Raw genomic sequence first — 13,783 nt, forward strand, 5'->3', positions numbered from 1 at the left:
CCAACACTCCAAGGAGACAGGCAATGATCGATATCCAGCTCAGTGATACGGCCCGGCGCATTCGGCGGGTGGCTCTTGGTGATTTGCTGCACCGGACAGCGCGCAAGCATGGAGGGCGAACCGCCCTGGTTGACGGCGAGCAGCGCCTCAACTATGCCGAGCTGGACGCCCGCAGCTCGCGTTTTGCCCACTATCTGCTGAGCCTGGTGGGGGAGGGCAAGCAGATAGGCATGCTGTGCGCCAACTCGATTGACATGGTGGTGGCCTGCAACGGCATTCACAAGGCCGGCCAGGTCTGGGTGCCGGTCAACATCAAGCAGGATGTGACGGCGCTGGCCTATATCCTCCAGCATGCCGAGGTTTCGGCCGTGGTGGTCGATCAGGAGCTGTGGGCCGCGTTGCCGGGGCTGGCCGAGCTGCTCAAGCAGCTGGCCGTGCCTCTGATCTTTGCCCGCGCCCAGGACGGCAGCGACTTGCCCGGCCCCACACTGGCCCAGGCCGAAGCCGGGCACAGCGAGGTCTTGCCCGAGGTGATCATAGACGACAACCAGCCGGCCTTGCTGATGTATACCAGCGGCACCACGGGTCACCCCAAGGGCGTGCTGCACTCCCATCTGTCGGTCTATACCGCAGTGATGGGCAATATCGATGCCATACGCTACAGCGAGACTGATGTGCTCAGCGGCTGGCTGCCGCTGTTTCACTGTGCCCAGCACACGCTGAGCATCACCGCCTCCACCACGGGGGCTTGTGTGGTGCTGACCCGCCAGTTCGTGCCGCAGGAAGTGGCGCAATTGGTGATCAAGGAGGGGGTGACGATTTTTGTAGGCCTGCCGCTGATGTATGCGGCGGTGCTGGCAGATCCGAACTTTGCGCCCACCACCATACGCCACTGCATCTACGCCATGGCGCCGATTCCCAAGCCGCTGGTGGCGCAGATTGCGCAGCGCATGAGCCAGACCATCTCTCTGGCGACGGGCCAGACCGAGATCTATCCGGCCACCATGACCTTCTATCCCCTGCAAAACCCCGATGCCGATGCCAATTTCTGGGGCTCCTCGCTCAATACCTGCGAAGCCGCCGTCATGGACGAGGAAGGGCGCTTGCTGGGCCCGGGCCAGATGGGCGAAATCGTGCATCGCGGCCCCAATGTGATGCTGGGCTATTTCAAGGATCCCGAAGCCACGGCAGCGGCCCAGAAATTTGGCTGGCACCACACGGGCGATCTGGGCATGTGGGACGCACAGGGCCGCATGCAGTTTCTGGACCGCAAAAAAGACATGATCAAGACCGGCGGCGAGAACGTGGCTAGCATCAAGGTGGAGGCCGTGGTGCTGGCCCACCCGGATGTGGCGGCGGCGGCGGTGTTCGGTCTGCCGCATCCGCACTGGAGCGAGGCCATCTGCGCCTTTGTGGTGCGCAAGCCGGGTACGGCTGCGGATGCCGAGTCGGTGCTGGCCCATTGCCGCAAGCATCTGGGCGGCTTCGAAGTGCCCAAGCTGGTGCATTTTGTCGATGCCTTTCCGGCCACGGCCACGGGCAAGGTGCAAAAGCATTTGATGCGCAAGCAGTTCGTGTCAATGGCCCAGCAGCTGTGGGGCGAGGGCTGAGCGGCCCGACGTGCATTGAGCGCCAAGGGCTGCGCTGCAGCCCTTTTTTACGTCCGGGTTGCCCTGCTGCGGCACACTGCGGGGCAAAGGACTGAATGCCATGAATCCCATGACCCCCAAGCTCGAAGCCATGCTGGCCGCAGGCAAGGACTCCGCCATGCTGCGCCTGACGCTGGGCAAGAACTATCTCGATGATGGCGATGCCGCCATGGCGCAAACCCATTTGCAGCATGCGACGCAGCTCGATGCCGCTTACTCCGTGGCCTGGAAGCTGCTGGGCAAGGCCTGTCTGGAGCTGGGCGATGCTACGGCCGCGCGTGCGGCCTGGGAGCAGGGCCTGACCGCGGCCCAGGCCAAAGGCGATGCCCAGGTGGTCAAGGAAATAGGCGTTTTTCTGCGCCGACTGGACAAGGCGGCGCAGACCTAAACCCTGAGCCCTGAACTGCTTTCAGGCGTTTTCTATAAAGCCCGCTGCCGGGGCCTGGCCCAGGGCCGTGACGGTTTCGCGGCCATCCTCATCGACGCAGCGCATGATGAACGAGGTCTGGCGCGAGCGCAGGGTGTGAATTTTCCACTGGCCGTCCTCGCGCCGCAGTTCGTTGCGGCAGCGGGGCAGGCTTGCAAACCGTCTGTTCGGACGAGGGGCGCAGTCATCCAATAGCTATCAAAAAAATAGCTGCTGGCGCATACGGAATATGCGCCAGCAGCTTGTTTGATAGAAATTTCAGTCAGTGCTGAAACTCAGGCCATGTCAGTGCGCTCCAGCCGCTGCATCGGCGCCGCCGGGGCTGGCTTCGGGCCGCTTGGTAAACCAGATCAGGATGATCAGGCTCAGGAACAAAAAGGACGAGGCCAGAAAGATATCGTCTGCCGCGCGGGTGAAGGCCTGCTGGTCGATCAGACGGTTGATCTGGGCATAGGCCTGCTCGGCGCTGAGGCCCTTGGCCTGTAGCTGCTGCACCGTCATGCCGAACACGCCCTGGCCCTGAACCAGGGACTCCGTCAGATGGGCATGGTGCATGGCGGCGCGGTTCTCCCAGAGCGTGGTGGCAATCGAGGTGCCCATGGCGCCGGCCGTGATACGCACAAAATTGCTCAGACCTGCAGCAGCGGGAATGCGCTCGGGCGCGATGCCGCTCAAGGTGATGGTGGTCAGCGGAATAAAGAAAAACGCCATGGCCCCGCCCTGGATCAGCGTGGGGATGAGGATGTGGCGAAAATCGGTTTCCACCGTGAACTGCGAGCGCATCCACAGCACCAGTGCAAACACCATAAAGGCTGCCGTGGCCATTTTGCGCGGGTCCCAGACCGCCACTTTTTTCCCCACCAGCGGGGTCAGCAAGATGGCGAGCAAGCCCACGGGCGCCAGTGCTAGGCCGGCTGCGGTGGAGGTATAGCCCATCCACTGCTGCAGCCACAGTGGCAGCAGCACCACGTTGCCGAAGAACAGGCCGTAGGCAATCGACAGCGAAATCGAACCTGCTGCAAAGTTGCGCCGCTTGAACAGGCGCAGATCCACCACCGGGTGGGCGTCGGTCAGCTCCCAGACGATGAAGACGGCGAAGCTCACCACGGCCAGCACGGCAAACATGATGATTTCACTGGAGGCAAACCAATCGAGCTCCTTGCCCTTGTCCAGCATCAGCTGCAGCGCACCTACCCACAGCACCAGCAGGGCCAGGCCCACGGTGTCTATGGGCAGCTTGCGCGTGGGCGTCTCGCGCTTGCGGTAAATGCTCCAGGTCATGGCGGCCGAGAGCAGGCCTACGGGCACGTTGATGTAGAAAATCCAGGGCCAGGAGATGTTGTCCGTGATCCAGCCGCCCAAAAGCGGCCCGACCACCGGGGCCACCAGGGTGGTCACCCCCCACAAGGCCAGGGCGGTTCCGGCCTTGGCCGGTGGGTAGCTGGCCAGCAGCAGCGTTTGTGACAGCGGAATCATGGGGCCGGCCACCGCGCCTTGCAGCACGCGAAACAGCACCAGGGTCTCCAGCGATCCGGCAAAGCCGCACAGCCAGGAGGTCAGTACAAACAGCAGCACGCTCATGGTGAACAGGCGCACGGCGCCAAAGCGCTGTGTAAGCCAGCCGGTCAGCGGCACGGAGATGGCATTGGCCACACCAAAGCTGGTGATGACCCAGGTGCCCTGGCTGGGGCTGACGCCCACATCGCCGGCAATGGCCGGAATGGCCACGTTGGCGATGGAGGAGTCCAGCACGTTCATGAAGGTGGCCAGCGACAGGGCAATGGTGCCCAGCACCAGTTGCGCACCGGTCAGAGGCTGGGGCCGCCCAGCCATGGCCGCCGGTGGCGGCAGCGGTGCCGCGCTAGGGCCTTGGCCCTCGGGCGTTGCAGAAGAGGTCGTGCTCATGGCAATGCCTGTTTACTTGCCGGCCGCTTCAAGGGCTGGCGCTGTGGGTACCGCAGCCGCTGCTGGTGTGGCCGATGCGCTGGTGCTGTCATCCACATGCTTGAGGCTTGGCACGGTATCGCCGGCGATGATGCGGCCTATGCGCTCTTCGGCCTGGGCCAGCGTGCCTTCATAGACGCGGGTCTGGGCCACGGGCGTGGTGCGCGGGGCGTTGGCCAGGGCCGGGCCATTCTGGTCACGCTGATCGACCTTCACATCCATGGACAGGCCCACGCGCAGCGGGTGCTGCTTGAGCATGTCTTGCGCCAGGCTGATGCGCACGGGCACGCGCTGCACCACCTTGATCCAGTTGCCGGTGGCGTTTTGCGCCGGCAGCAGCGAAAACGCTGCGCCCGTGCCTGCGCCCAGGCCGACCACCGTGCCTTGGTAGCTGATCTTGTCGCCATAGACGTCAGCGGTCAGCTCTGCCTTCTGGCCTATGCGCAGATTGGCCAACTGGCTTTCCTTGAAGTTGGCATCCACCCACAGATCGTGCAGATCCACCACCGTCATCAGCGGCGAGCCCGCGGCCACGCGCTGGCCCAGCTGCACGCCGCGCTTGGCGACATAGCCGTCCACGGGCGAGAGCAAACGCGTGCGCTGCAGGTTCAGATAGGCTTCGCGCACCTTGGCGGCAGCGGCCATGACGGCAGGGTAGTCCTCGGCCGTAGTGCCCTTGGTCTGGGCTTCGGCGGCCGTCAGCTGGGCCTTGGCGGCGCGCACGGCGGCCTGGGCGGCGACCACGGAATTGCTGGCCGCCGTGGCCAGGGCCTTGGCATGGTCAAACTCTTCCTTGCCCACGGCGCCGGTGGCGGTCAGCGGGCGGCGGCGCGTCACATCGTCGCTGGCGCGGGCCGCTTCGGCCTGCAGGCGCAGCAGATCGGCTTCGCGCTGGGCCACTTGTGCGGCCAGCGGGGCATTGTTGGCATACAGGGTGCGGGTCTGGCGGGCGGTCTGGGCCAGTTGCGACTCGGCCTGCGACAGGGACACCAAGGCATCGGAAGGATCGAGCTGGACCAGCACCTGGCCGGCCTTCACATAGTCGGTATCGTCGGCGCCAATGCTGATCACGGTGCCGCCCACCTGGGGCGTGATCTGCACCACGTTGCCTGCCACATAGGCGTTGTCCGTGGTCTGGTAGTTGCGGGCCACCATCCAGTGCCAGCCGCCCCAGGCCACGGCGCCGACCACTGCAGCCGCAGCCACGATGGTCAGGCCTTTGCGGCGGCCCGTGGGGTTGGCGGCGGGGGAAGCCGAAGCTGCAGGAGTCTTGGAAGCTTGGTTGTTATCGGTCATTTCGGGCGCTTTGTTATCTATGAGTCTGGTTTTGCGACCGGGCCTGTGCCTTGGGGCATGGCCCTGGTAATGGTTTCGTCAGTCGGCTGTTCAGCGTTCGCTCAGCTGCAGGCTGCTGTCCTGCCAGCCCCCGCCCAGGGCCGCCATCAGGGCCACACGGGTGTCGAGCTGGCGTGAGAGCAGGTCTGCCGCCAGGCGGCGCTGGTTGATGAGCTGGGTTTCGGTGTTGAGCACGGTGATCTGCGTGCCCAGGCCGGCCTGGTAGCGCTGCACGGCAAAGGCATAGGCTTGCTCGGCCTTGGCCAGAGATTCGGTTTGCAGTACTTGCTGGCGCTGCAGCGATTGCACCGAGGCAATGGCGTCGCCGGCTTGCTTGACGGCATCGAGCACCACGCCGTTGTACTGGGCAATGGCGGTATCGAGATCGGCCTGTTTGCCGCGCAGCTGGGCGCGCAGGCGCTTGCCGTCGAAAATCGGCAGGCGCAGCGCGGGCGTCACGCCCATCTGGCGCGAGCCGGCCTGAAAGAGATTGTCAAAACCCAGCGCATTGAGGCCCACAAAGGCGGTCAGGTTCACGTCGGGGTAGAAGTCGGCCTTGGCCGCGTCAATACCGCTGCCGGCCGCTTCCACCCGCCAGCGGGCTGCCACCACATCGGGGCGGCGGCCCAGCAGATCGGCTCCCAGCACCTGGGGCACGGTCTGCAGCTTCAGGGCCGAAAGCCGGGGGCTGAGCGTGGCCTGGGCATCGGGGGCCTGGGCGCAGAGCACGGCAATGGTGCGGCGCGCCAGGGTGATTTGCTCGGCCAGCATTTCGATTTGCGTGCGTGCATCGGGCAAACCGGCCTGGGCCTGGGTTAGCTCCACCTGACTGTCCAGCCCGGCCTGGGTGCGCTGCTGACTCAAGTTCAATAGCGACTGGCGCTGATCCAGCGTGCGCTGCGCCACATTTTTCTGTTCAATCAAGCGGGCCAGGGCCACATAGCTGCGCGCCACCTGGGCAGCCAGCTGGTTGGCGGCGGCAGCGCTATCGGCCTTGGCGGCACGGGCCTGGCCCAGGGCAGACTGCAGCTCGGCCGAGTGCTTGCCGAAAAAGTCGGGCGCCCAGGACAGGCCGGCCTGCACATTGGCGCTGTTGTAGACATGGCCGGCAATGGGGGCCGGAATCATGCCGTTGGCCGTGTAGCGCTGGCGCGTGGCATCGGCGCTCAGGGTGCCGCGCACGTCGGTGGCCGTGCCGGCGGCGTCGGCCAGTGCGGCGGCCTTGTCAAAGCGGGCATTGCTGGCTGCCAGGCTGGGGCTGCCTTGCAAAGCCTGGCCTACCAGGGTGTTGAGCTGGGCGTCGCCCAGGGCCGTCCACCAGTCGGCAGCGGGCAGGGCGGCATTGGCGGCCTGATCCGGCGTCTGGCCCGCTTGCTGATTGTCGGCAAGGCCTAGCTGGCTGGCGTTCAGCCGCGGGGCCGCAGCGTGATCGGGCCCCTGGGAGGCGCAGCCGGCCAGCGTCAGTGCTGCGCACAGCGCCGAGACGGCGAAAAAAGAGGATGGCGCAAAGCGCGCAGTGTGTCTGGACAAGGACATGGAAATCAGCGTTTCTTGTTTTGTATGGTTTTCAAAAGCTGGGAGAGCGAAATCGGGCAGACGAAGCGGGTGGCAAGTCTCAGGTGGCAGCGCTAGGCGGGCCATCGTCCGACTGCGCAGCGGCTGCTGGCGCTGGCGCCGCGCCGGCAAGGGCTTCGCGCAGTGCATCGCCATTGGCCAGCATGCGCTGCAGCATGGACAGCATCAGCTCGCACTCGCTGTGACTGAAACCTGCCAGATGGCAGTTGAGCACTCTGGACAGTACCTTGGGCACCTCTACCGCCACGCGGCGGCCTTCGTCGGTCAGCACCAGATGCACCACGCGGCGGTCGGTGGTGGAGCGCTCGCGTCGCAGCAGGCCTTTGGCCTCGATGCGATCCAGGGCGCGGGTGACGGAGGCCGGGTCCATGCCCAGATCCTTGGCCAGCGCGGCGCTGGTCGTGTCCTGGCAGATCAGCAGCTTGTACAGCGGCAGCCATTGCACATAGGTCATGCCGTGTTCGGCCAGCTGGGCGTCGGCCAGCTGCAGGATGGAGCTGAGCACGCGGCGCATGAGAAAGCCCACGCTTTGCTGGGGCGCGTACTGGCCTGACTGGTAGAAGAACGTGGCTTCGTTCTCGGGATCGATGATGGGGCTGCTCATGGGTACGGTGACAGTGCCGGCATTGGATAATGTTTGACTGATCAATGATTGTGGAGGCAATTATTGCTCAGGCTAGTTTCTTTGTGCAGTCCCTGGCTTCAAAAAATCCTGCAGCGCTCATGGTCAAAATACTGGATGCTTCAAAAACAATAGCTTTATGCATATGTTTAAGAAGGGCTATGCGCCGATATGAGCTGAAACAAGCGCGGGCCGGCATGAAGCCGCAGCCAACAAAAAAGCCCGGCCTGCATTCGCAGGACCGGGCTTGACTTCGGATGCCTAGGGGCGCGGATCAGGGCAGGGGAACGCGCAGCACGATCACGATCACCAGGCCCAGGGCCAGATTCAGCGCCACCCACTGGCGAATGCTGGCCAGGGCTGCGCCGCCGGCTTTCCAGTCCTTGGCCTTCACGGCGGTATCCAGGCGTTTGAAGAGCGCAAATCGCAGATGGCCGAAGACGGCCATCATCACCAGGCCCAGCGCGCTCATCACCATCCACGACAGCGGCATATTGAACTTGCTGCCGGCCTGGGCGGCCATGGAGTGGATGCTGCCGATCATGCCCACGCCGGTGGCCAGCACCAGGACCACAATGACCGTCACGGCCGCGAAAAAGCGGCGCAGCACCTCATGCATGAGCTGCACGCGCTCGGGCGGTTGCAGGTTTTGCGCGGCAGGGCGCAAAAAGAAATGGGCAAAAAACATGCCGCCCACCCAGATGATGATGGACACAAGGTGCAGGGCTTTGAGAAGAATGAAGAGCATGGTGGTGGGTGTTGGTAATAGGCTTGTAATAGAGGAGCTGCGCAGAGCCGCCCATTCTTGCAGCAAGCGCGCACAGGCTGCGGCTGCTGCGGTATTTGGGCATGATGTGGCACACCCCATCGCTCAAGTCTTTGCCCATGCTCCTGATTCGCCCCGCTGTCACCGCCTTGATCGCCTGCCTGGTCTGTGCGCTCATGCTGCCCTCGGCACGGGCCCAGCGGCTGGCGCTGAGTTTTGATGACGGCTACAACCCCGATCAACTGGCAAATGCCCGCGAACTCAACAACCAACTGCTCAAGACCCTCAAGGACAACGAGGTCAAAAGCATTCTGTTCGTGGCCGGTGCCCGGGTGGACAGCCAGGACGGCATGTACCTGGTGGCGCAATGGCTGCAGCAAGGGCATGAGGTGGGCAACCACAGCTATTCCCATCTGAATCTGGGCAGAGTCGATGTTTCGCTCGATGCCTATCTCTCCGATATGGAGCGCAATGAAAGCCTGCTGGCCCGTTTGCCCAGCTGGGCCAGGCGCTATCGGTTTCCATATCTCAAGGAGGGCGATACCCTGGCCAAGCGCGATGGCGTGCGCCAGTGGCTGTCTGCGCACCACTATGGCTCGGGCGCGGTGACGATTGACGCCAGCGACTGGTATTACGACCAGCGGCTGCGCGCCTGGATGGCCGCGCATCCGGGCCAGGCGCCCCAAGCGTTCAAGCAGCCCTATATACGCCATGTGCTGGACCGCGCCCGCTATTACGCGGGGCTGGCGCGCCAGACCATGGGGCGCGAGGTGGACCATGTGCTGCTGCTGCACACCAACACTATCAACGCCTTGTTTCTGGACGATGTGATCGCCGCCCTGCGCGAGGCGGGCTGGAAGCTGATCGACCCCAGCGAAGCCTATGCCGACAGCGTTTATGAACAAGCCCCCGATGTGCTGCCTGCCGGGGAAAGCCTGGTCTGGTCGCTGGCAAAAAAACAGGGCCTCAAGGGCTTGCGCTATCCGGCCGAGAGCGATGCCTATGAAAAGCCTGTGCTGGATGCGCTGGGGCTTTGACGCTCGTATTGCGGCGCAAAGACCGCTGGCCGCTTTTCCATGAAGGCGTTCACGCCTTCCAGACTGCTGGGGTTGCGGGCGCAGGCCAGCATGGCGTCGCGCTCGGCATCCAGATGCTCTTTCAGGCCGTGATTCATGGCCGAATTACAGAGTTTTTTGATGCCTGCCAGTGAATTGCCCGGACCGGCGGCCAGGCTCTCGGCCAGCTGGGTGGCGGCTGCCAGCAGCTGATCGGGCGCATGGAGCTCGTCAAACAGGCCCAGACGCAGGCATTCCTGGGCGTTCAAGACCTGGTTGCTCATGAGCAGATACTTGGCCCTGGCCGCACCTGCCCGCCGCGTCAGATAGTAGGAAACGCCCAGATCCGGGCTCAGGCCAATGGCCGAGTAGCCGCCGCGCAGATAGGCGCTGGTGGAGGCCAGAACCATATCGGCGCACAGACCCAGACCTATGCCGCCGCCGCCCACCGAACCCTGGATGGCACTGATGACCGGCATGGGCAGCTGGGCCAGCTGGTGCATGGTGGGATGCAGCAGCTCCAGCATCTGCGCAATCATGGGTTCCAGCTCCCAGCGGTGCTGCACAAAGGCGGCGATGTCGCCGCCGGCGCTGAACTGCTTGCCCCTGGCACTGATGAGCACCGCACCTATGGCGGCGCTGTCGGCTTGCCTGACCACCCGGGCCAGCGCCTGGGCCAGGCTGGCGTCTATGACATTGGCGCGCTCGGGGCAGTTGAGCACGATATGACCCACGCGGTTGCGGATCTCCCAGTGAAGCGGTGTAGTAGCCATCAGGCCACCTTTCTTTCTCTGTCCGTCCAGAACGGCGCGCGCAGCGTGGTCTTGAGTATCTTGCCCGCGCCGGACAAGGGCATGGCTTCAATGAAGGAGACATCGCGCGGACATTTGTACGTGGCAATGTGCAGCTTGCAAAATTCCATCAGCTCGGCGGCCTCCAGCGCCTGGCCTGGCTTGCGCACGATGAAGACATGTACCTGCTCGCCCCATTGTTCATGCGGCACGCCGATGACGGCACAGGTAGCCACGGCAGGATGGGTGGCGATCACGCTTTCCACTTCCACGCTGTAGACGTTTTCGCCACCGGTGACGATCATGTCCTTGAGTCGGTCCACGATGAAGACATAACCGTCCTCATCCATGCGGCCGCCGTCGCCCGTGTGCATCCAGCCGCCGCGGATGGCGGCCGCAGTTTCGGCGGGCTTGTTCCAGTAGCCCAGCATCACGCCGGGGCCGCGCACCGCCACTTCGCCCACCTCGCCCAGCGGCAGCTCCCGGCCGTCGGGGTCGACAATCCTGACTTCGCAGCACACGGTGGCCCGGCCCGCGCTGCGGTGCCTGCCCTTGGCGCGCCCGGCCTGGCGGTGCATCTCGGGGCTGAGTATGGTGGCAATCGGGGCCAGCTCCGTCATGCCGTAGGCCTGGGTGAAGCCGGCATTGGGCAAGGTTTTCATGGCCCGGTCCAGCACACCTTCGGAGATGGGCGAGGCCCCGTAGAGCAGCATTTGCAGCCGGCTCAGGTCGTACCGGGCCACATCGGGATGATCCACCAGCATCTGCACCATGGTGGGCACCAGCAGCACATCGGTCACGCCTTCGCTCTCCATGGTCTGCAGCACGTTCACGGGATCAAAGCGCGGCACCATCACATGGCAGCCGCCGCAGGCCAGCAAGGCGTTCATGAAAGCGCCGTCGGCCAGGTGGAACATGGGAGCGGCATGCAAGCCTATGCTGGCGCGGCTGGTGATGCCTTCGGTGACGGCAGCAATCGCATTGGAGTAGAGGTTGCGGTGGCACAGCATCACGCCTTTGGGCGAGCCCGTGGTGCCGCCGGTATAGAACACTCCGGCCAGATCATCGCCGCTGCGCAGCGCGTCCTCCACGGGCTCATGAGCGGCAACCAGGGCCTCGAAGGACAGCAGACCTTCGGGGGGCGGGCCTTCTCCCATGTGGATCAGCGTCTGCAGGGCCTGGCTGCGCTGGCGGATTTCAGGCAGCAGCGGCAAAAACGTGTCGTCGACCAGCAAGATCCGTGTCTGGCAGTCGTCCAGCGAGTAGGCGATTTCACCGGCGCTCCAGCGGATATTGATGGGGTTGACCGCCGCACCGGCCCAGTAGCTGGCCAGGTAGTACTCCAGATACCAGTCGGAGTTCAGGCTCAGAATACCCACGCGGTCGCCGGCCTGCACGCCCAGCGCGCGCAAGGCGCCGGCAAACCGGGCCACCCGCTGGCCCATGGCTTCGAAGCTGCGCTTGCGGCCGTTGTAGATGGTGGCCGTGGCATGGGGCTGCTGCTGCATGGAGCGGCGCAGACTCTGGGTGAGATACATGGCAAACCTTTCTGGCAGTGGGACTACGAGGTGGTGGGAGTACACAAAATGCGGCCGCTTCGTGCTGCGGCGCCAGCTCAATGGGCAAACAGCTTGCGGGCGATCAGGTCCTTCATGATTTCGTTGGTGCCGCCGTAGATTTTCTGGATGCGGGCATCGGCATACATGCGGGCAATCGGGTACTCCTGCATATAGCCGTAGCCGCCAAACAGCTGCAGGCATTCGTCCATTACCCGGCATTGCTGTTCGCTGCACCACCACTTGGCCATGTAGGCCGCCTCGTTGTCCAGTTTGCCGTCCAGCAGACGCTGAATGCAGTCATTGACAAAGCTGCGCACCACATGGGCGAGCGTGGCGCATTCGGCCAGCTTGAAGCGGGTGTTCTGAAAATCGGCAATCGCCTGGCCGAACGCCTGGCGCTGGCGGGTGTAGTCAACGGTCAGCTCCACCGCCCGCTCTATGGCGGAGGCGGCCGCCACACCCAGCAGCATGCGCTCATAAGGCAGCTGGCTCATGAGCTGCTTGAAACCCTGGCCTTCCACACCGCCCAGCAGGTGGCTGGCGGGAACGCGTACGTCTTCAAAGAACAGCTCGGCGGTGTCAGAGGCATGCTGGCCTATCTTCTCCAGTCGGCGGCCCACGCGAAAGCCCGGCAGGTCCTCCGTCTCCAGCACCAGCAGCGATACGCCGGCGCTGCCCGCATCGCCGGTGCGCACTGCCACCACCAGCAAGTTGGCGGTGAATCCGTTGGTGATGAAGGTCTTGGAGCCGTTGATGACATAGCTGTCGCCTTGCTTTTCGGCACGGGTGCGCAAGGCCTTGAGGTCCGAGCCCGCGCTGGGTTCCGTCATGGCAATGCCGGTCAGCATCTGGCCGCTACACAGCTGAGGCAGCCAGCGCTGCTTTTGCTCCGGCGTTCCATAGGCTTTGATGTAATGCGCGGCAATGGTGTGCACGCCGGTGATGGCCGGCACCTCGGCCCGGGTCAGCTCGTCCTGCACCACCAGCTGGTAGGCCAGATTGCCACCACCGCCGCCCCATTGCTCGTCCATCTCGGGCAACAGAAAACCGTGTTGGCCAAAGCCGCGCCAGACCTCGCGCGGCACATAGCCCTGGGCCCGCCATTGAGGCAGCTGAGGGCATAGCTCGCGTGTGATGTAGCGTCGAGCCTGCTCGCGAAAGGCTTCGATCTCGGCATCCATCCAGGGATGCTGGTGCAGTTGCGGCAGCATGCTCAGATCCCCGTCAGGCCGCCGGTGCACATCAGGGTCTGGCCGCTGATGTAGTCCGACTCAGGTTGGCAAAACAGATAGACGGCGCCGGCGGCTTCCTCGGGCGTGCCGCCGCGCCCCAGCGGGATCATCTGCTCCATGGCCGCCATTAGGCCGGGGTTGACGCCTATCTTGATGTCGCGTCCCTCAATATGCGCGGTGTCGCCGTCGGCCGCCGAGCTGGTCAGCCGGGTCTTGATCAGGCCGAAGGCCACGCAGTTGACGTTGACGTTCATGCGCCCCCATTCCTTGGCCAACGTCATGGTCATGCCGGTAATGCCGGCCTTGGCCACGGAATAGTTGCTCTGGCCGGCATTGCCGAACAGCCCGGCCACCGAGGAGATGTTGACCACTTTGCGCATCACGCGCTGGCCGGCTTGCGTCTCGGCATGGGCCAGTTGCTTGATCACCGGCTGGGCCGCCCGCAGTATGCGAAACGGAGCCGTCAGATGACAGTCCAAAATGGCATACCACTGCTCGTCCGTCATTTTCTGAATCACGTTGTCCCAGGTGTAGCCTGCGTTGTTGACGATGATGTCCAGGCCCTGGTAATGCTGCACGGCCGTGTCTATGAAACGCTCGACAAAGTCGGTGTGGGTCACGTTGCCCACGCAGCTCACGGCCTGGCCACCCTGGGCACGGATCAGCTCCACGGTCTCCTCGGCCGGGGCGGCGTCCAGGTCGTTGACCACCACCCGCGCTCCCTCGGAGGCCAGCTTCAGCGCGATGGCGCGCCCTATGCCGCGACCCGAACCTGAAACCAGAGCCACTTTGTCCTGCAGTTTGGCATTCATGCCGCTCTCCTTTTTT

Annotated in this window: 13 protein-coding genes; 3 read left to right on the plus strand and 10 right to left on the minus strand. The window is 64.1% G+C overall.

Annotation, left to right across the window (positions count from 1 at the left end; translation table 11 throughout):
* The first annotated feature begins 23 nt into the window (after positions 1-23).
* Together ACNAZA_RS13155 and ACNAZA_RS13160 are read left to right on the plus strand one after the other, a co-directional pair.
* Entirely contained in the window at positions 24-1,610 is a 1,587-nt protein-coding gene (locus ACNAZA_RS13155; protein WP_415797015.1) for a class I adenylate-forming enzyme family protein, read from the plus strand.
* Between the two features lie 100 nt (positions 1,611-1,710).
* Positions 1,711-2,037: a tetratricopeptide repeat protein gene (locus tag ACNAZA_RS13160; protein ID WP_415797016.1), complete on the plus strand. Its 327-nt coding sequence runs from the start codon at positions 1,711-1,713 to the stop codon at positions 2,035-2,037.
* Between the two features lie 21 nt (positions 2,038-2,058).
* Here the strand turns inward: ACNAZA_RS13160 and ACNAZA_RS13165 are convergent, their stop codons facing one another.
* The 6 genes from ACNAZA_RS13165 to ACNAZA_RS13190 all read right to left on the minus strand — a co-directional run bounded on the left by ACNAZA_RS13165 (position 2,059) and on the right by ACNAZA_RS13190 (position 8,300).
* Positions 2,059-2,268 (minus strand): hypothetical protein, encoded by a 210-nt coding sequence (locus tag ACNAZA_RS13165; RefSeq protein ID WP_415797017.1) that lies wholly within the window; start codon positions 2,266-2,268, stop codon positions 2,059-2,061.
* A 93-nt stretch (positions 2,269-2,361) separates the two neighbouring features.
* Positions 2,362-3,981: a DHA2 family efflux MFS transporter permease subunit gene (locus ACNAZA_RS13170; protein WP_415797018.1), complete on the minus strand. Its 1,620-nt coding sequence runs from the start codon at positions 3,979-3,981 to the stop codon at positions 2,362-2,364.
* A gap of 12 nt (positions 3,982-3,993) precedes the next feature.
* A complete protein-coding gene (locus ACNAZA_RS13175) occupies positions 3,994-5,316 on the minus strand; it encodes an efflux RND transporter periplasmic adaptor subunit (RefSeq protein ID WP_415797019.1) in 1,323 nt (440 codons plus the stop codon).
* 90 nt (positions 5,317-5,406) lie between these two features.
* Positions 5,407-6,891: an efflux transporter outer membrane subunit gene (locus ACNAZA_RS13180; protein ID WP_415797020.1), complete on the minus strand. Its 1,485-nt coding sequence runs from the start codon at positions 6,889-6,891 to the stop codon at positions 5,407-5,409.
* A gap of 79 nt (positions 6,892-6,970) precedes the next feature.
* Entirely contained in the window at positions 6,971-7,534 is a 564-nt protein-coding gene (locus tag ACNAZA_RS13185; RefSeq protein WP_415797021.1) for a MarR family winged helix-turn-helix transcriptional regulator, read from the minus strand.
* A 292-nt stretch (positions 7,535-7,826) separates the two neighbouring features.
* Positions 7,827-8,300 carry a CopD family protein gene (locus ACNAZA_RS13190; RefSeq protein WP_120967704.1) on the minus strand — a complete coding sequence of 158 codons (474 nt, stop codon included), beginning with the start codon at positions 8,298-8,300 and terminating at the stop codon, positions 7,827-7,829.
* 101 nt (positions 8,301-8,401) lie between these two features.
* Between ACNAZA_RS13190 and ACNAZA_RS13195 the strand changes: the two genes are divergently transcribed.
* Entirely contained in the window at positions 8,402-9,355 is a 954-nt protein-coding gene (locus ACNAZA_RS13195) for a polysaccharide deacetylase family protein (protein ID WP_415797022.1), read from the plus strand.
* On the opposite strand, the gene ACNAZA_RS13200 is transcribed toward ACNAZA_RS13195, so the two are convergent.
* The 4 genes from ACNAZA_RS13200 to ACNAZA_RS13215 all read right to left on the minus strand — a co-directional run bounded on the left by ACNAZA_RS13200 (position 9,319) and on the right by ACNAZA_RS13215 (position 13,767).
* The gene (locus ACNAZA_RS13200) at positions 9,319-10,146 is read right to left on the minus strand and encodes an enoyl-CoA hydratase/isomerase family protein (RefSeq protein WP_415797023.1); all 828 of its coding nucleotides are present in this window, start codon (positions 10,144-10,146) and stop codon (positions 9,319-9,321) included. The two genes, ACNAZA_RS13195 and ACNAZA_RS13200, sit on opposite strands and share 37 nt — an antisense overlap.
* Positions 10,146-11,702 carry an acyl-CoA synthetase gene (locus ACNAZA_RS13205; protein ID WP_415797024.1) on the minus strand — a complete coding sequence of 519 codons (1,557 nt, stop codon included), beginning with the start codon at positions 11,700-11,702 and terminating at the stop codon, positions 10,146-10,148. The genes ACNAZA_RS13200 and ACNAZA_RS13205 overlap by 1 nt, the downstream gene beginning before the upstream one ends.
* A 77-nt stretch (positions 11,703-11,779) precedes the next feature.
* A complete protein-coding gene (locus tag ACNAZA_RS13210) occupies positions 11,780-12,934 on the minus strand; it encodes an acyl-CoA dehydrogenase family protein (RefSeq protein WP_415797025.1) in 1,155 nt (384 codons plus the stop codon).
* Between the two features lie 2 nt (positions 12,935-12,936).
* Positions 12,937-13,767: an SDR family NAD(P)-dependent oxidoreductase gene (locus ACNAZA_RS13215; protein WP_415797026.1), complete on the minus strand. Its 831-nt coding sequence runs from the start codon at positions 13,765-13,767 to the stop codon at positions 12,937-12,939.
* Positions 13,768-13,783: the final 16 nt, after the last annotated feature.

The organism is Comamonas aquatilis, assembly GCF_965139575.1.
GTDB lineage: Bacteria > Pseudomonadota > Gammaproteobacteria > Burkholderiales > Burkholderiaceae_C > Comamonas > Comamonas aquatilis.